Source organism: Aliivibrio sp. S10_S31, assembly GCF_014694495.1.
In the GTDB taxonomy this organism is placed as follows: domain Bacteria; phylum Pseudomonadota; class Gammaproteobacteria; order Enterobacterales; family Vibrionaceae; genus Aliivibrio; species Aliivibrio fischeri.
The window spans coordinates 1-19275 of sequence record NZ_JAAUWR010000002.1; the positions used below are offsets into that span (position 1 = coordinate 1).

Sequence of the window (19275 nt, forward strand, 5' to 3'; positions counted from 1 at the left end):
TCTGCGCTTTCTGATAGCGGCGCGACCAGTTTGGTTAACGGCTTCTGAAATCCACTCAATAGGAATATTTTTCCGAAATGAATCCATAGATTCAGGAAGGTGAAATTCTGCAGTTAATTGTAATTCAAGAGAAAACTCAGACATAAAAAATCGGCCTTAAAATAAATTTAAGACCGATTATGAAGGCTGCCAAGGATCGTTCAAGTCCCTTAAACGATCGGCATTAGCCTAATGCGCTCCTTTTTTTATATGGATTTACTTATCTTGCGAAAAATTTAAAGAAACCGAATTCACACAATATCTTTCGTTGGTTGTTTTGGGGCCATCATCAAAAACATGCCCTAAATGACTATCACAATGACGACAACGGATCTCTATTCTTCTCATCCCATGGCTGTTATCTTCAATATATCTTATGACTTGATCGTTCACTGGGGCATCAAAGCTTGGCCACCCACAACCTGAGTCATATTTATTATCAGATACAAATAAAATCGTTTGGCAACAAGTACAGGCGTAGTAACCTTTTTCTTTATTATGCAATAACGTTCCTGAGAAAGGCGCTTCTGTTCCTTGCTTTCTACAAATATCAAACTCTTCTTTTGTAAGCTTTTTTCGCCACTCTTCATCGGTGTATTCTAAAAATGTTTTTGGTGTCTCCATTTTTATAAAACTCCTTTCTTAGACTTCTTTAAATTAAACCTTGCTATATATCACCTTTGTAGCACATACTTTGCCAAAGTAATTTTACAGCAACCAAGCGAAATCAGATTAATTGTTATGTCACTTTTTTTCATAAAGTGTCATTTAGGTTACTAAATAACCACAAATTATCCGAATTACGTAAGAATTTTTCTTTATGTTAACAGGATATGGTCTATTTTTTGATTTTAAACAATTAAATTTGGATTTTCACTTGCAGGTTGGCTCAGGATTTTGTAATTTTACTACCAGTTAATTTAAACCTGAAATTCAAATTTAAGTTGTGGAGCAACTATAATGACTATCAAAGTAGGTATTAACGGTTTTGGCCGTATTGGACGTTTCGTATTCCGTGCATCTGTAGAGCGCAATGACATCGAAGTTGTTGGTATTAACGATCTTATCGACGTTGAATACATGGCTTACATGCTTAAGTACGATTCAACTCACGGCCGTTTCAACGGTACAGTTGAAGTTGTAGATGGTAACCTAGTAGTAAACGGCAAAACTGTACGTGTAACTGCTGAGCGTAACCCAGAAGACCTTAAGTGGGATGCAATCAACGTTGACGTTGTTGCTGAAGCAACTGGTCTATTCCTAGACGACGCAACTGCACGTAAGCACATCACTGCTGGTGCTAAGAAAGTTGTTCTAACTGGTCCTTCAAAAGACGCTACTCCAATGTTCGTAATGGGTGTTAACCACACTTCTTACGCTGGTCAAGACATCGTTTCTAACGCTTCTTGTACTACTAACTGTCTAGCACCTGTTGCTAAAGTTCTTAACGACAAGTTCGGTATCGAATCTGGTCTTATGACTACAGTTCACGCTACTACAGCAACTCAAAAAACTGTAGATGGTCCTTCTGCTAAAGACTGGCGCGGTGGCCGTGGTGCTTCTCAAAACATCATCCCATCTTCAACTGGTGCTGCTAAAGCTGTAGGCGTTGTTCTTCCAGAACTAAACGGCCTTCTAACTGGTATGGCTTTCCGTGTACCAACTGCTAACGTTTCTGTAGTTGACCTAACAGTTAACCTAAAAACTGCTGCATCTTACGAAGCAATCTGTGCTGCTATGAAAGAAGCATCTGAAGGCGAGCTTAAAGGTGTTCTAGGTTACACAGAAGACGCTGTTGTTTCTCAAGACTTCATCGGTGAAGTTCAAACTTCAGTATTCGATGCTGCAGCTGGTGTTGCACTAACTGACAAATTCGTTAAAGTTGTATCTTGGTACGACAACGAAATCGGTTACTCAAACAAAGTTCTTGACCTAATCGCTCACGTTTCTAAGTAAGCATTAGTTTAGACTTTCTTTGAAAGCTAACTTAAAAGGTTTTACTATCTTTTAAGCATGAAAGGCGACTTAATTGTCGCCTTTTTTATACCTGCAATTCAGTATCTATCCTTTTTCTATTCAATCAAAAAGAAGCCATTTCTCTGAATATTAAATAGAAGAAGAATGCATATTTATTATTTTAGGAGTTACCTATGAATCTTACTCAGCTTCCAATTATCAGTGTATTATCTGATAACGTCACTGTTGCTCAATTAGATGATGTAAAAGTGATTCGTGTCATTCATGACAAAGCCAATGCAGCCATTTCTCTTCATGGTGGCCATGTTTTATCTTTTACGCCAAAAGGACAAGACGATCTTATTTGGATGAGTAAAGAAGCCATCTTTAACCCAGAAAAAGCAATTCGTGGCGGTGTTCCTGTTTGTTGGCCATGGTTTGGCCGCATCGCCGATCCTGCTCACGGCTTTGCTCGTAATAATGAGTGGACGCTTATTGAACACCGTGAAAATGATAATGGCGTTATTGTCGTTCTAGGATTAGAAGCATCTGAAGCAACCAAAGCGATTTGGCCTTTTGAATTTGAAGCACGCTTAACCGTTGAAATTGGTGATGAGTTACATATTACGCTTGACGCAAAAAATACGGATAACAAAGCATGGAATTGTTCAGGTGCTTTACATACTTACCTCAACGTTGCGGATATTGTCTCAACAACAATTACGGGCATGGGTCCAACATATATTGACGGCCTTCAAAATGCCAAACTATGTACAGGTGAAGACACTCTATCAATAAATGCTGCCGTTGACCGTGTATATACTCACCCAGAAAATACCGTATCAGTTTCAGACTCTCAGCGTACATTGACGGTGACGAATTCAGGTCATAATGCTGCGGTTATTTGGAACCCTTGGATTGAAGGCGCTGAATCGATGGCTGATATGGATAATGATGGCTACAAAACCATGGTGTGTGTTGAATCTACTTACCACGCAACTAGCTTAGAAGAAGCCCAAACCGTTGAACCAGGTAGCGCATTTACCCTAACCACAACGATTAAAGCGTAAGATACTTCGATATTTACCTAAACAAAAACGGAAGCCACTGAGGCTTCCGTTTTTTTATTGTTTGGAAAATAGAGATTGTCTCTTATCTTTCCCAGTATGCTTCTTCTAAGCTGTCTTCACGCTCTGGCAAGCCACGAGATAAGCGTGGAGAGTGCTGAGCTAATACTTCAAAGCTTACACGGTTTGAGTATTTACATACTTGTGAGAAAGAAGAATACGTCAAGAAAGAGTGCTGATGCTTGCTTGAGTTTGGTACGTTATTACGGTGGTAATGGTTTGCAGCCATATCATGTAATAAAGCAGATAATGCACCATCACCAGCACCATTAGTGTTCTTAATTTTTTCAGGACCACCCATGTATGGTGAAATGTGTGAAAATACCTTAATTGGGTTTTCACAGCTGTCCTTCACTGCTGGACGGCTAAATTCAAACTGGTTAAATTCAGCAATTGTACCTGGTAGTAATGGTAGTGATGTTTCACGCTTTGCAGAATCTTCCGTGTAACCTGCCATATAAAGACCTACAGGGCCAGCAGTACAAAGAACTAGGTCAACCCACTCAAGAGCTTTATTTGCAGCTTCTAGAGGGTCTGTAGCACCAGTAAGCGCCTCACCTTCCTCTTCATTCATTGCAACAACAGTTACGTGGTCATTTAAGAAATCACGCCAGTATTGTGGGTCATCTTGAACCACAAACTTAGTACCCATAGTTAATACAACAGGCACATCGTATTTCTTCGCATATTCAATCGCTTTCATTGTTGCTTCAGGCATTGGATCGCCTTCTTTACAACGAACCAGATATGCTGTTAGTACAAGTGCTGATGCATTTTTGAAAATCTTCTCAGGAATGCTCTCTGCACGAAGTTGGTTCATGTCACCTTCGCTAATTGCAAACGTACGCTCACCATCTTCACTAATCAGTGCAAAACAACGACCAATCGCACCCGGTACAGGTTGAAGGTAGTTTAAATCCATTCGGCTAGATGTGTTACATAAATAACGGTATGAATAACTGCCTATGTGAATATCTTCACTCATAACACCTAATAATGTTGATTTATCATCAGCAAGAACAGAGTAGTTATGAAGCGTGTTACCAATCGTACCACCAGCAAATTCATTGCTGATCATATTATTGTCTTTTAATTCATTATAAAGCATCTCAGCTTTATCGTTATCAATAACCAGTGAGTGTCCTTTACTCAAGCCATATTTTTCAATAAAAGCATCATCCACTTTCGCTTCAATATCCACTAGCGTTTGGTCGATACCAATAATATGGGTACGAGACATTTTCTTAGCTTCTTGAGCTTGGCTAACTAATGGATCACGTGCGTGAACAGGAAAATAATGCTTAGATTTACGCTGACCTGGAAATTTCATAAAATAATCATTCAACTGGCTAATGGAAGAACTGCGAAGTTTAGCCGCTCAATAACTCTGCCGCAACTACTGATATACGCCACTGCCAATAGCAAACGTTTGCCCTTTCTATTTGTTTATACATCTAGCCTTAGGAAGCGATTTCGTGGTAATTTAAAGCGTATTTTTTAAGGGTAATAACCATGACTACTGAACTAATTAGCTACGACGACGTAATTGAAGTCGCTTACGATATCTTCCTAGAAATGGCTCAAGACAACCTTGAACCTGCAGATGTTGCTTTATTCACTTTGCAATTTGATGACCGTGGTGCAGCAGAGGTTGTTGATACTCGTGACGATTGGGCCGAACACGTTGGATTTGAAGTAGATAAAGAAACATATGCTGAAGTACTAATCGGCTTAGTAAATGAAGAATCTGATGCGTTAGATGATGTTTTTGCTCGCATGCTAGTTAGCCGTGATCCTGAACATAAATTCTGTCACATGCTATGGAAACGTGATTAAGTTAATCCCCTACCATATTGTTAAAAAGGAGCATTCATTTGCTCCTTTTTTATTTCTGAATTTATTGAATCTAGCTCTTCGCATCCCCATTATTTCTTTATGCTCACAAACTGTTTAAACCAATTTCCCAATGGTAATTGGTATTAACACAGAATAACGATAAAGGAATACCATGTCACAATTTCAAACTCGATGCCCATCTTGTCATGGGTTAAACCGTCTTCCTACTGAACGAGTCAACGATGGTGCAACTTGTGGTCGCTGTAAGGAACCATTATTAGACGGTAAACCAGTAGAAGGGACAATGGATAACCTCGCCGCTTTACTTAATAGTGATAAAGCCGTTGTTATCGATTTCTGGGCACCTTGGTGTAACCCATGCGTTGGCTTTTCGCCCGTTTTTGAAGATGTTGCAGCAGAACGTAATGGACAAATTCGTTGTATTAAAGTCAACACAGAAGCTGAACAACAAATTGCAGCACAATATCAGATCCGCTCAATACCAACGATCATGGTATTTAAAAACGGTCAGCGTGTAGACATGATTAATGGTGCATTACCTAAAGGTCAATTTGATCAATGGTTAAATCAAGCACTGCTTAAGTAATGTAAATAGCAGACAAACAAAAAGCCCCTTTATGACTCTGCATAAAGGGGCTTTTTACTATTTATTATGTGTTATCTATTAATATAGATTAACCGATGAACTCAACACCATTCATGTACTTACGTAGTACTTGTGGGATTGCAATTTTACCATCAGCCTGTTGGAAGTTCTCAAGAATCGCAACCATTGTACGACCTACAGCAAGACCAGAACCGTTTAGTGTGTGTACAAGTTCAGGTTTTTTCTCGCCTTTACGACGGAAACGAGCTTGCATACGACGAGCTTGGAAATCCCACATGTTTGAACAAGAAGAGATTTCACGGTACGTTTCTTGTGCTGGAACCCACACTTCTAAATCGTAAGTCTTACGAGAACCGAAGCCCATATCACCTGTACATAGAACCACTTTACGGTAAGGAAGTTCTAATAGTTGAAGAACTTTCTCAGCATGACCTGTTAGTTCTTCAAGTGCAGCCATTGAATCTTCTGGTCTAGTGATTTGTACTAATTCAACTTTATCGAATTGGTGCATACGGATAAGACCGCGAGTATCACGACCGTAAGAACCCGCTTCAGAACGGAAACACGGAGTGTGAGCCGTCATCTTAAGTGGCATATCAGCTTCATCAGTAATGGTATCGCGCACCATGTTAGTTACTGGAACTTCAGCTGTTGGGATAAGTGATAGCTTCTTAAGTGGAACATCACTTACTTGCTCTGTTAGTGGGCTTGTGTGGAACAAGTCTTCACCAAACTTAGGAAGTTGACCAGTACCAAATAAGCTATCTGGGTTTACAAGATATGGTACGTACATTTCTGTGTAGCCATGTTCTTCTGTGTGAAGATCAAGCATAAACTGAGAAAGAGCACGGTGAAGACGAGCAAATTGACCTTTCATTACGATGAAACGAGAACCAGAGATCTTAACCGCACTTGCGAAATCAAGACCATCAGCCATTTCACCTAGATCAACGTGATCTTTAACTTCAAAGTCATACGCTAAAGGTGTACCCCAACGTAATACTTCTACGTTTTCGTTCTCATCTTTACCTAGTGGCACTGAATCATCAGGGATGTTAGGTACAGAAAGCGCGATGTCTTCGATTTGTTGTTGAAGCTCTGCTAGTGCTGCTTTTGCTTCATCCAGTTCAGAACCCAGATTCGCAACATCAGCCATAATGCGATCAGCTTCTTCGTGATCACCTTTCGCTTTTGCTTGACCAATGGACTTCGAACGGGAGTTACGCTGCGCTTGAAGCTCTTCAGTTTTTACTTGAAGGGACTTACGTTGTTCTTCAAGGTTGCGAAGTGTCTCTACGTCTAGCTTAAAGCCACGACGTGCCAGTTTTTCAGCTGTTTCATCCAGCTCTGTACGAAGTAATTTTGAATCAAGCATTTGTAATCCTATGCCTTATAGTAATGGTGTGTTCAAAATAAAAAGAACCCACTTAATAATAAAATCCTGTGCAATTTTCATTTCCAAATTGCGATTCGAATAAGATACCGAAAATGCCCTTTTATTGGTAGCGTTTTAACGGACTGTTTTGATCTAATTGGGCTAAATATTCTAGCTTTTCACTAATTTTGGTTTCTAAACCACGTTTTGTAGGAAAATAATACTTACGATCACGCATTTCAGGTGGAAAATAGTTCTCACCAGAAGCATAAGCATTTGGCTCATCATGGGCATAACGATAATCTGACCCATACCCCATATCTTTCATTAATGAAGTTGGTGCATTACGAAGATGATTAGGCACTTCATAATCGGGGGAATTTATCGCATCCATCTGTGCTTGTTTCCATGCTGTATAAACCGCATTACTTTTTGGAGCACACGCTAAATAAACCACGGCTTGAGCAATGGCTCGTTCACCTTCAGCAGGACCAATGCGAGTAAAGCAATCCCATGCATTCATTGCGACTTCCATCGCTCTTGGATCAGCGTTACCGATATCTTCTGAAGCAATAGCAAGTAACCGACGAGCTACATACAGAGGGTCACCGCCCGCAGCAATAATTCGAGCAGTCCAATAAAGAGCCGCATCAGGATTTGAACCACGAATGGACTTATGAACCGCCGATATTAAGTCATACCACATATCGCCTTTATTATCGAAACGTGCGACTTTCTCACCTGCAACTTCCGCTAATAATGGTAAATCGACGACTTTTTTACCTTGTGCGTTTTCTTCTGCCATATCATGCAAAAGCTCTAAATAGTTTAGAGACATACGAGCATCGCCTGATACTAAATCAGCTAGCTGCAATTTCACATCATCAGGCAATACAAAATTTTCATCATTTAAACCACGATCTTTATCTAATAAAGCTTGGTCAATGACTTGAACAATGTCTTCTTTTTCTAGTGATTTTAATTTGTATACACGTGCACGAGATAACAAGGCGTTATTAAGTTCAAAAGACGGGTTTTCTGTTGTTGCACCAATAAAGGTAATCGTGCCGTCTTCAATATGCGGTAAGAATGCATCTTGCTGGCTTTTATTAAAGCGATGCACTTCATCCACAAACATGATAGTTCTTCGACCCGTAATTTGATTTTCTTTGGCCTTTTCGATTGCAGCTCGAATATCTTTAACACCAGAGGTTACCGCTGAAACACGTTCAACTTCTGCATTCGCATAATTGGCAGCGACTTCTGCTAATGTTGTTTTACCCGTTCCCGGAGGTCCCCACAAAATCATAGAGTGGATTTGACCCGCTTCTAATGCTCGACGCAGTGGTTTACCAACACCTAATAAGTGTTGTTGACCAATATATTGCTCAATATTTTGCGGACGCATTCTAGCAGCAAGGGGACGATAATCGTCCCCTGCTGAAAAATCTAAACTGAAATTACTCACGTTTATCCTTTTAGTTTCTTAGATGCACGCTTATTAACGTTGATCGTCAATATCTACACCGTCAGGAATCGCAAATGTAAAATTATTTTTGGCAGGCTTCTTCGCTTCAAACTTTGTGAAATCAAAATCACTACGTTGACCATCTTGCTCAACAACAGAGAAACCCGTTACTTTGCCGTTTTCTTGAATGCGAACAATAAATTCACTTTTTACGGCAGAATCTGCTTTTGGTGAAACCGTAAACGCATCACCATTTTGGCTTACTGAATAATTGTCCCAATCCGACGCTTTATTACGAGTTAATAATACGAATGGTGTTTGAGTTGTAGCTTTCTCTAATCCCATTAATGTTACTTGCTCAACAAATGGATTGTAATACCACAAGGTTTTGCCATCGGTGACTAATAAGTTCTCATCTGGCGTTTGTGTATGCCAACGAAACAAGTTAGGACGCAGGATTTTTACATCGCCCTCGCCTTGCATTAGTACATCACCTTCTGGGCTTAATACTTTTTGTGTGAAACCAGCTTCAAAGCCTGCATTCTGATTCAATCGTTCTGTCAGTTCACTTTGAGGTGATGCCAATACCGTCGAACTTAATAAACAGAGAGAAAATAAAAACTTCTTCATTACACTTTCACTTCTTAAAAATTTGGATTAATCATGCATACCTACAGGAGGTGGTGCAATTACTTCACGGTTACCATTATGACCCGGAGTACTAACAATGCCATGCGCTTCTAATTGCTCGACAATACGAGCAGCTCGGTTATAACCGATTCTAAATTGGCGCTGAACACCTGACACTGACCCACGACGTGATGTTGTTACAAACTCAACCACCTGATCAAACAATTGATCTAGCTCTTCCTCACCTTCCGGTTTCTCTCCTGGAAGTAATGCTTCAGCACCTTGATCGCTCTTAGTAATCGCATCAATATAATTTGGACGACCACGCGCTTTCCAATCATTCACTACCGCATGTACGTCATCATCTGATGCAAAAGCACCATGAACACGTACCGTGTGGTTAGAACCCGGCGCTAAGTAGAGCATATCACCCATACCTAATAGAGATTCTGCACCACCTTGGTCAAGAATGGTTCTTGAATCGGTTTTCGTTGATACCGTAAACGCCACACGTGTTGGGATGTTTGCTTTAATCAAACCCGTAATAACATCAACAGATGGACGTTGTGTTGCAAGAATTAAGTGGATACCTGCTGCACGTGCTTTTTGAGCCAATCGTGCAATCAACTCTTCCACTTTCTTACCAACAACCATCATTAAGTCAGCGAATTCATCAACGATAACAACGATAGATGGTAGCTTCTCAAGCAATGGCGGCATTTCGTCCATGCTGTCACCCGGTTTCCATAATGGATCGTGGATTGGGTGTCCCGCTTCAGCTGCCATTTTTAATTTATCGTTAAAGCCTTTTAGATTACGTACACCTAATGCCGACATTAACTTATAACGACGTTCCATTTCACCAACACACCAACGCAGAGCATTACCTGCATCTTTCATGTCAGTTACTACTTCCGTCAATAAGTGTGGGATTCCTTCATAGATAGAAAGTTCCAACATTTTTGGATCGATCATAATGAAACGTACATCTTCTGGTGTCGCTTTATAAAGCACACTTAAGATCATTACGTTTACACCAACTGATTTACCTGAACCTGTTGTACCTGCAACCAATACGTGAGGCATTTTTGCAAGATCAGCAATCACCGCTTCACCTGCTATATCTTGCCCCATTACAACCGTCGTTGGAGACTTAGCTTCAATAAACTTCTGACTACCTACAACATCAGAGAAGAAAACGGTTTGTCGATTAAAGTTAGGTAATTCAAGACCAACATATGGTTTACCCGGAATAACTTCAACGACACGCACAGCCATTGCTGATAGTGAACGAGCTAAGTCCATCGCTAGGCCTGAGATACGGCTAACCTTAACACCCGGCGCTAAATCTAATTCAAATCGAGTAATTACCGGTCCTGGGAAAATATCCACCACACGTGCTTTAATTTTGTAATCCGCTAATTTAGCTTCAACCAAACGTGCCGTATGCTCTAGCGATTCACGAGACTCTAGCTCTTCACGTGTATCTGGTGAGAAAAGCAGATCCAATGTTGGCATTGGTGATGTTGGCTTTGGTAAATTCGGCTCAGATTGCACTAAAAATGGATTTTGTAATGCCGCTTGAGTTGCCTTTTCTTTTGCAACTAACGCTTGGAACGCTGCTACATCAGCATCAGAATGCGTTGGCGCTTCATCTTCAAGTACTTCTTCAAAAACAGGCTCGATAACAGGCGTAACATTAACTTCTGACGTATCAGCAACCTGATGTTGAGATTGAGCAAAGCTTGGTTCATCATCAATATCATCAGCTTCTACTGCACTGAATATTGGTAACGCAGATTCTGCTTCATTTTCTGATGCTTCTTGAGCAGAGAAGTGAGTTTGAGTCGTTAATACTTCATCTTCTTCAACGTCATAATCAGCAGAATCAAAGCTAACTGTATCAGACCCGACGGTGTTATCTTCTTCAAGAGAAGCGGCATAGTCCTCAGTTGCTTCTGGAATTGAAACTGGTGACGTTACTAACTCTTCTTCAACAAAAACAGAGTGGTCTTGTTCTCTATTTTCTTCTACTTCTTGTGTTGCACTAAACGATGGTTCAAATGCACTATCCTGCGCTTCAAATCCTGATGTAGGCATTTCTGGAGTATCAATTGAAACGTCAGATAAAACGTCACTGCTCATAGGTGCAGTAGTAACAGCTGCGACAGTGGCATTCTGCACAAAGGCTGTTTCAGCATCAACTTGACTCAATAATGGATCTTGCTCTAAAGCTTCATGATCAAGCTCTGCAATCGTTGCATTACTGCGCATAGATAAATTCAAACCATCTTCTAATAGTTCTGGTTCTTGGTTTATCGGCATCGTTTCAAAATTGCTTTCTAAGTCTTGAGCAACGTCAGTAGCCTCTTGAGTATTAAACTCTTCTTGAGCTACTGTTGAATCAGCCACATTTGGTTCATCAATGTGCGTATTCGTTGCAAATAATGGATCTTCATAAGATTGAGATACTTCTGAGTTATCAGAAAATACATCAACCGTCGATGTTGAAAACAGAGGGTCATCATCTGCCGAATAAAAATCATCATCCGCTTTTGCAGCCGAAACAGATGCAGCAGCAACCACACCCGCCCCTACAGCGCCAAAACTTGGTAATTCACTTGCAGATATTTTAGGTGTTGCATACGGATCAAGTGGTTCATCGTCTTCAACCGCAGTCATCGACGGCGCAGAAGCAAATGGTTCAGTCTTTTCTGATTTTGTTTCTACAATCGGCTGCTCATTTTCAACTTCGTAAGTTTCATCTTCTGTTTTACGAACTTTATTCACTAGAGCACGGGTTGCTTCTAAAACAAAACCGCCTAGGTTATCAACTATCGTTAACCAAGATACACCTGTGAATAAAGTTAAACCTGCACCCCATAAGAACATGAAGATAAGCGTTGAACCCAATACATTTAAAATCGGATTAGTGATACTGGTTAATACATCACCTACGACACCGCCAGATGAGAAATACCAAAGATCATCAAAGTTGATATCAGCTAAAGCACAACTTGTTAAGAACAAGATCAATAACCCTAAAATACGAGTTCCGATCATCATAAAATCTAATTCAGTTTCTTGCTCTTCTTCTCTTCTGCGGAAAACAATCCAAGTACAACCAAGTAAAATTACCGGCAATAAATAAGCTAAAGAACCAAAAGCAAAAAACAACGTATCTGCAATCCACGCACCAAATGAGCCACCCGCATTTTCTACTGAGCCCGCCCATGCAGTTTGTGTCCATGATGGATCGGCTGGATTAAAACTGAATAATGAAATCGTAATGAATATTGTTGCGAGTAAACCTACGATAAAAAGCGCTTCTTGTAGACGTTGATTGCCGTTTAGACGCTCTTTTTCAGGTTCAGCCACAGCCTCAACTTTTAATGTCGTAAGCTGTGTTTTTCTTTCTGCAATTTTTTCTTTAATCTTTGTAAACAAAATACTGTCCATTGATACGATACTTAGATTTAGTCATCCCTCTTTAAAATGCGAATTCGAGGAGAAGCAAGGATCACTGAATCTCTATAAAATAAAAACAAGTCGAGCGGCACTACGCCGCTCGTCATTACTTAATAGTAATTACAGATAAATAATATACCTAAAATGCCATTAAGCTCTGCAAGTTTTTGTAAAAATAAAGAAAATATCTCGATATTTACAATCTTGCTTCAATTAGCGAGTCTTAATCACTAAATGGTTCGTTTGTTTTACTTCTTCCATAACAACATAAGTACGAGTGTCGTTAACGCCCGGAAGTCGTAATAGTGTATCACCAAGTAATCGACGATAAGCACTCATATCTGATACACGAGTCTTTAAAAGATAGTCAAAATCACCTGATACAAGATGACACTCTTGAATATCGTCTAATAACTGTACTGCAGCATTAAATTGTTCAAAAACATCTGGTGCACCACGGTTCAACGTGATTTCAACAAATACCAACAATGACGCATCAAGATATTGTGGGTTTAGCAATGCTGTATAACCATTGATATACCCTTGGCGTTCTAGACGGCGAACGCGCTCTAAACATGGAGTTGGCGATAGGCCTACTCTCTTAGATAATTCAACATTTGAAATTCGACCATCTTTCTGGAGTTCATTCAAAATATTGCGATCGATACGATCCAGTTCCTTGGAAGGTTTCTTATTATCTACCATTTTTTATTCCACCTTATTACTTCCTTGCAAAAAAATATACTACAACTTTTTAATATTTAGCATCAAATTTTGCCATTTACAATCTATACTAGATAAAAACTCGAAACAAAAACCCTACAACCAGTCATAATAACCATAAAACAAAAGGAAATCAGGATGATCATTGGAGTACCTAAAGAAATAAAAAATCATGAATATCGCGTTGGAATGATCCCTGCGAGTGTTCGCGAATTAATATCTCATGGCCATACCGTATTTGTCGAAACAAAAGCAGGCTCAGGCATTGGTTTTACCGACGAAGACTATATCGCGGTTGGTGCATCCATTCTTCCTACAGCTGAAGACGTATTCGCCAAAGCTGAAATGATTATTAAAGTTAAAGAACCTCAGGCTGTCGAGCGTGCAATGCTTCGTGAAGGGCAAATTTTATTCACGTACTTACATCTTGCACCAGATCTTCCACAAACTAAAGACCTAATCAAGAGTAAAGCTGTCTGCATCGCATATGAGACTGTAACAGATAATATGGGTCGTCTGCCACTATTAGCGCCAATGTCAGAAGTAGCAGGTCGAATGTCTATTCAAGCAGGTGCACAAACATTAGAGAAATCAAACGGCGGTCGCGGCTTACTTTTAGGTGGCGTTCCGGGTGTTGAACCAGCAAAAGTCGTCATTGTTGGTGGTGGTGTTGTTGGAGCAAATGCTGCTCGTATGGCAGTAGGAATGCGTGCCGATGTAACTATATTAGACCGTAATATCGATACACTGCGTCATCTAGATGAAGAGTTTCAAGGCCGTGCTAAAGTCGTTTATTCTACGGTTGATGCTATTGAAAAACACGTCCTAGAGGCGGATTTAGTCGTTGGTGCTGTACTTATTCCGGGCGCAGCAGCACCTAAGTTAATTACAGCAGAACATATTAAACGCATGAAACCGGGCGCAGCCGTTGTTGATGTTGCCATTGACCAAGGCGGTTGTTTTGAAACCTCTCATGCCACCACTCATGCTGACCCAACTTATATTGTGGATGATGTTGTTCATTACTGTGTTGCTAACATGCCAGGAGCTGTCGCTCGAACCTCTACATTTACCCTAAATAATGCAACACTTCCTTACATAATTAAATTAGCAGATAAGGGATATAAGACGGCTTTATTAGAAGACAAAGGCTTCTTAGGTGGTTTGAACGTGATTCACGGAAAAGTAACCTGCAAAGAAGTAGCAGAAAGTTTCGACTTAGAATACGTCGAGCCTGAAACAGCAATCAGCGCTTAAAAGTATATCCTATAACAAAATCATTTGAGGGTGCCTATTACGGTGCCCTTTCTTTCATCGAATAAATTCCCTACAATCAGGATATTGGTTGATAACTCGATGTTACCTTCCTTTTTCTCTATTTTTTGTTTTAGCTCGGAGATCCTATGAGCAACGTTAAGCATTCAAAATTACTAATTCTTGGTTCTGGTCCTGCGGGTTACACTGCGGCTGTTTACGCTGCACGAGCTAACTTAAATCCAGTAATGATCACTGGCATGCAACAAGGTGGTCAATTAACAACGACAACCGAAGTTGAAAACTGGCCAGGTGGTGCTGCCGATATGACAGGCCCAGGTTTAATGGAAGAAATGAAGGCACACGCAGAGCGCTTCAACACTGAAATCATTTTTGACCATATCAATGAAACCGATTTTAGCCAACGTCCTTTTCGTTTAAAAGGCGACTCAGGTGAATACACTTGTGATGCATTAATCATTTCAACTGGTGCATCAGCTAAATATTTAGGTTTAGAATCTGAAGAAGCATTCAAAGGCCGTGGCGTTTCTGCTTGCGCAACATGTGATGGTTTCTTCTACCGTAACCAAAAAGTTGCAGTTATTGGTGGCGGTAATACTGCGGTTGAAGAAGCATTATACCTATCAAACATCGCAGCTGAAGTTCACTTAATCCACCGTCGTGACTCTTTCCGTTCTGAAAAGATCTTAATTGATCGTTTAATGGATAAAGTAGAAAACGGAAATATCATCTTACATACCGACCGTACATTAGAAGAAGTACTTGGTGATGACATGGGCGTAACCGGTGTTCGATTAAAAGACACCAAATCGGATGCTACTGAAGATTTAGAAGTTATGGGCGCGTTTATTGCTATTGGCCACCAACCAAATACCGCTATTTTCAATGGTCAGCTTGATATGGAAAATGGCTATATCAAAGTAAAATCAGGCCTTGAAGGTAATGCGACTCAAACAAGTGTTGAGGGTATTTTTGCTGCTGGTGACGTTATGGACCATAATTACCGTCAAGCAATTACATCTGCAGGTACTGGCTGTATGGCCGCTTTAGATGCAGAACGCTTTTTAGATGCGTTAGAAGCAAAAGAAAGTTAAACTATCTCTGTTAACGTTAAACCCGAAGTTAATGCTTCGGGTTTCTTTTGCTCATCTTATTTTGTTGATGTGCCTGTTTTTTCTGATATTCCAATTATTAAAATAGAAAAAGTAGTGCGTGCAAAATAATACAAAACGTAAGCTTTCAATATTATGGATAAAATACAACAACGCGAGTTAGGTAAATGGCTCAAGGGTCAAAGCAAGCTTGCAAAAAAATGGCTAACCCTCTCTATCGGGCTCGGCTTTCTTTCCAGTCTTTTTCTTATTGCTCAAGCGGCATTACTTGCCGATATTCTGCACCAATTAATCGTAGAACAAGTCGATAAATACGAACTGATTTCGCACTTTGTTGCTATCTTAGTATTTGTTGCTATTCGTGCTCTTTGCAGTTGGGGACGAGAAATTGCAGGTTACCGATGTGGTGAACACATTCGAGTACACATTCGACAATTAATTTTGAATAAACTGCAAGAATTAGGTCCTGCTTATATCAAAGGGAAACCTGCTGGTACATGGGCAACCTTATTGCTTGAACAAGTTGAAGACATGCAAGACTTTTTCTCTCGCTATCTTCCACAAATGTCGCTATCGGTTTTGATCCCATTTGTTATATTAATTGTCGTATTCCCTCAAAACTGGGCAGCAGGATTAATCTTTTTGCTTACCGCACCATTAGTTCCATTATTCATGGCGCTAGTTGGAATGGGAGCAGCAGACGCTAACCGACGCAATTTTAAAGCATTACAACGCTTATCAGGTCATTTTTATGACCGTCTACAATCAATGACAACCATACGCTTATTCAATAAAACAGCACAAGAAACTGAACACTTACATGGCGCTTCGGAAATTTTCCGTAAACGTACTATGGAAGTATTACGACTCGCATTCTTATCTTCTGCTGTTTTAGAGTTTTTCACTTCAATTTCAATTGCTATTGTTGCGGTTTACTTCGGTTTTACTTTTATTGGTGAGCTAGATTTCGGCCATTACGGAACAACCGTCACTCTGTTTACTGGTCTATTCATTCTTATTCTTGCTCCAGAATTTTATCAACCGCTTCGTGATTTAGGGACCTTTTATCATGCCAAAGCACAAGCTATTGGTGCTGCAGAATCATTGGTTGAATTTCTAGACACAAAAATAGAACAACAAGCTCAAGGCAATAAAAAAGTATCTGAATCTACAACTCTTGATATTCAAGTTGAAGAGTTAATCGTAACAACTCACGATGGAAAAAACCTATTAGGTCCTATTAGTTTTCATCTAGAAGAAGGCTCTCAAACTGCACTTATTGGCCCTAGTGGTGCCGGCAAAACAAGTTTGATTAATGCCATTCTTGGCTTCCTTCCATACCAAGGAAGTATCAAAATTAATGGCACTGAATTATCAGAGTTAGATAAAACAGAATGGTATAAAGAAATCAACTGGGTCGGCCAAAACCCAACATTGGTTCACGGTACTATTCAGGAAAATATCACGCTAGGTAAACAAGATATCACCCAAGAACAACTAGATACTGCATGTGAGCATGCATTTGCTAACGAGTTTATTGCTGGTCTTGGTTATCAACATGCGATTTCTGATCGTTCAGGCGGTTTATCTGTAGGACAAGCACAGCGACTGGCATTAGCAAGAGCACTACTGCAACAAGGACGTTTATGGATCTTAGATGAACCAACAGCAAGTCTTGATGCAAAAAGCGAACGTTTAGTAATGAAGAGCCTAAATCAAGCAACTCAAGGCTTAACTACATTAATGATCACTCACCGCTTAGATCAACTTCATGCAATGGACTCTATCCTTGTATTAGATAAAGGGAAAATAGTTCAATCTGGCTCATTTGATGAGTTAAAAGATTCTGGCCTATTTGCGAATATGCTAGCGGCAAAACAACCAGTGCAAGGTGATCTCGATGCGTGATTTACTTCCTTATATCAAACTCTATAAAAAACATTGGTTCGGCTTAACGCTTGGTATGCTACTCAGCTTTGCTACTTTGTTTGCTTCTATTGGTTTGCTGACAATTTCTGGCTGGTTTATCTCAGCTTCAGCAATTGCAGGTTTAACCATTGCAAGAGAAACCTTCAACTACATGCTTCCTGCTGGTGCCGTTCGTGGTTTCTCTATTGGTCGTACTGCTGGGCGATGGGGCGAACGTGTTGTTAGTCATAACGCCACATTCAAACTGCTAACTGAATTACGTATTTTCTTCTTTAAGAAACTAATACCACTTATCCCAGGTCGTTTCTCAAAGCTACGTGATGCGGATTTATTAAACCGTCTCGTTGCTGATGTTGATGCAATGGACCATGTATACTTGCGTTTAGTTAGCCCTATTATTGTCGGTACTTTAGGTATTATTGGACTAACTGCATTTCTTGCGTGGTTTGATATCACTATCGGTCTAACTCTTGGTGCTATTTTACTTTCTCTATTGCTAATCTGGCCAACGCTATTCTACAAGTTAGGTAAGCACAACGGCTCAGAGTTAACTCAAAACAAAGCAACACTGAGGATCAAAACCTTAGATTGGCTACAAGGTAATGCTGAATTACGCATTTTTGGTGCTGAAGCTCAATACCGTCAACGCATTCTTGATGCCCAAACGGCACTATTAGCTAACCAACACCGTATGGCTGCATTAACAGGATTAGCGAATGGTCTATTACTGCTAGCTAACGGCTGGACGTTACTATTAATGTTGTGGATTGCAGGCGACGGTATTGCTGGAATGACACCAGATCCTATGGTTGCGATGGTTGCATTTGCGACAATGGCAAGTTTTGAATTGCTTATGCCAATAGCGGGCGCATTTCAATATCTAGGGCAAACACTAAGTTCTGCTCGTCGCCTGAATGAAATCATCACAGCTGAACCAGATACCGTGTTTGATGAAAATGGCGTTGACCAAGCCATCAAAGGTAATTTAACCATCTCGAATGTGGATTACCAATACATGGATGCGGATACCAATGCAATTAATGCCATCTCACTTGATCTACTTTCTGGACAAAAAATGGCCATTGTTGGTCAAACGGGTTCAGGCAAATCAACCTTGTTGCAATTGTTAACTCGTCAATGGGATCCAAAATCAGGCTACATTGCTATTGATGGCGTTAAGTTACCTAAATGGAAAGAATCAAGTCTTCGTAGTGCAATGTCAGTGGTAAGCCAACGAGTCGATATTTTAAATGGTTCTCTAAGAGATAACTTACTACTCGCTGATGATACTGCAAGCGATGAGAAACTAATTAAAACCTTAAATCAAGTTGGTTTGGAAGCGCTAACAACTGACGAAGGTCTAAATGCTTGGTTAGGCGATGGTGGCCGACAACTCTCTGGTGGTGAACGTCGTCGAATTGGGATTGCACGTGCGTTATTACATGATGCACCTATTGTCTTATTGGATGAGCCAACAGAAGGCTTAGATCAGAAAACCGAACAACAAATTATGTCGGTACTTAATAAACACATTGAACATAAAACCGTTGTGTTTATTACCCACCGTCTAGTGAACCTAGAACAGATGGATCATATTTGTTTGATGGATCACGGTGAAATCGTTGAGCAAGGTACGCATGATAGCCTCCTCTCACTTAAAGGAGCTTACCACCAATTATGGCAACGCTTTTAATTACCTTAGATAGATA

General features: G+C 40.2%; 14 protein-coding genes and 2 pseudogenes. 8 read left to right on the forward strand and 8 right to left on the reverse strand.

The window, feature by feature from the left end; translation table 11 throughout:
- Window positions 1-255 precede the first annotated feature (255 nt).
- Window positions 256-663 carry a peptide-methionine (R)-S-oxide reductase MsrB gene (gene msrB, locus HC728_RS01555; RefSeq protein WP_012534042.1) on the reverse strand — a complete coding sequence of 136 codons (408 nt, stop codon included), beginning with the start codon at window positions 661-663 and terminating at the stop codon, window positions 256-258.
- Window positions 664-999: 336 nt separating this feature from the next.
- On the opposite strand from msrB, the gene gap reads away from it, so the two are divergent.
- Complete coding sequence (gene gap, locus HC728_RS01560; protein WP_005418545.1) at window positions 1000-1995, forward strand: type I glyceraldehyde-3-phosphate dehydrogenase; 996 nt, start codon at window positions 1000-1002, stop codon at window positions 1993-1995.
- Between the two features lie 194 nt (window positions 1996-2189).
- Entirely contained in the window at window positions 2190-3065 is an 876-nt protein-coding gene (locus HC728_RS01565; RefSeq protein ID WP_190395064.1) for a D-hexose-6-phosphate mutarotase, read from the forward strand.
- Window positions 3066-3147: 82 nt separating this feature from the next.
- Here HC728_RS01565 and HC728_RS01570 read toward each other — a convergent pair whose 3' ends face one another.
- Window positions 3148-4452 (reverse strand): inosine/guanosine kinase, encoded by a 1305-nt coding sequence (locus HC728_RS01570; protein ID WP_012533153.1) that lies wholly within the window; start codon window positions 4450-4452, stop codon window positions 3148-3150.
- Window positions 4453-4634: 182 nt separating this feature from the next.
- Between HC728_RS01570 and HC728_RS01575 the strand changes: the two genes are divergently transcribed.
- Entirely contained in the window at window positions 4635-4958 is a 324-nt protein-coding gene (locus HC728_RS01575; RefSeq protein ID WP_005418542.1) for an HI1450 family dsDNA-mimic protein, read from the forward strand.
- Between the two features lie 172 nt (window positions 4959-5130).
- The gene (gene trxC / locus HC728_RS01580; protein WP_011261569.1) at window positions 5131-5565 is read left to right on the forward strand and encodes a thioredoxin TrxC; all 435 of its coding nucleotides are present in this window, start codon (window positions 5131-5133) and stop codon (window positions 5563-5565) included.
- 88 nt (window positions 5566-5653) lie between these two features.
- Here the strand turns inward: trxC and serS are convergent, their stop codons facing one another.
- The 6 genes and pseudogenes from serS to lrp all read right to left on the reverse strand — a co-directional run bounded on the left by serS (window position 5654) and on the right by lrp (window position 13232).
- Window positions 5654-6961 carry a serine--tRNA ligase gene (gene serS / locus HC728_RS01585; protein ID WP_005418528.1) on the reverse strand — a complete coding sequence of 436 codons (1308 nt, stop codon included), beginning with the start codon at window positions 6959-6961 and terminating at the stop codon, window positions 5654-5656.
- Window positions 6962-7082: 121 nt separating this feature from the next.
- Window positions 7083-8435 carry a replication-associated recombination protein A gene (locus HC728_RS01590; RefSeq protein WP_026029229.1) on the reverse strand — a complete coding sequence of 451 codons (1353 nt, stop codon included), beginning with the start codon at window positions 8433-8435 and terminating at the stop codon, window positions 7083-7085.
- Between the two features lie 27 nt (window positions 8436-8462).
- A complete protein-coding gene (gene lolA / locus HC728_RS01595; RefSeq protein ID WP_054775310.1) occupies window positions 8463-9059 on the reverse strand; it encodes an outer membrane lipoprotein chaperone LolA in 597 nt (198 codons plus the stop codon).
- Between the two features lie 27 nt (window positions 9060-9086).
- Window positions 9087-10649, reverse strand: a pseudogene (locus HC728_RS20385) (DNA translocase FtsK); the annotation flags it as partial.
- 1290 nt (window positions 10650-11939) lie between these two features.
- Window positions 11940-12518: pseudogene (locus HC728_RS20390) on the reverse strand (DNA translocase FtsK 4TM domain-containing protein); the annotation flags it as partial.
- Between the two features lie 222 nt (window positions 12519-12740).
- Window positions 12741-13232 carry a leucine-responsive transcriptional regulator Lrp gene (gene lrp / locus HC728_RS01605; protein WP_005418488.1) on the reverse strand — a complete coding sequence of 164 codons (492 nt, stop codon included), beginning with the start codon at window positions 13230-13232 and terminating at the stop codon, window positions 12741-12743.
- 156 nt (window positions 13233-13388) lie between these two features.
- Between lrp and ald the strand changes: the two genes are divergently transcribed.
- The 4 genes from ald (at window position 13389) to cydC (ending at window position 19259) form a co-directional block, all read left to right on the forward strand.
- The gene (ald, locus tag HC728_RS01610; protein ID WP_190395066.1) at window positions 13389-14507 is read left to right on the forward strand and encodes an alanine dehydrogenase; all 1119 of its coding nucleotides are present in this window, start codon (window positions 13389-13391) and stop codon (window positions 14505-14507) included.
- Between the two features lie 146 nt (window positions 14508-14653).
- The gene (gene trxB, locus HC728_RS01615; protein ID WP_190395067.1) at window positions 14654-15619 is read left to right on the forward strand and encodes a thioredoxin-disulfide reductase; all 966 of its coding nucleotides are present in this window, start codon (window positions 14654-14656) and stop codon (window positions 15617-15619) included.
- 153 nt (window positions 15620-15772) lie between these two features.
- Entirely contained in the window at window positions 15773-17545 is a 1773-nt protein-coding gene (cydD, locus tag HC728_RS01620) for a cysteine/glutathione ABC transporter permease/ATP-binding protein CydD (RefSeq protein ID WP_190395068.1), read from the forward strand.
- Window positions 17538-19259, forward strand: coding sequence for a cysteine/glutathione ABC transporter ATP-binding protein/permease CydC (gene cydC, locus HC728_RS01625; RefSeq protein ID WP_188863381.1), 1722 nt, complete (start codon window positions 17538-17540; stop codon window positions 19257-19259). The genes cydD and cydC overlap by 8 nt, the downstream gene beginning before the upstream one ends.
- The last annotated feature ends 16 nt before the right edge of the window (window positions 19260-19275 follow it).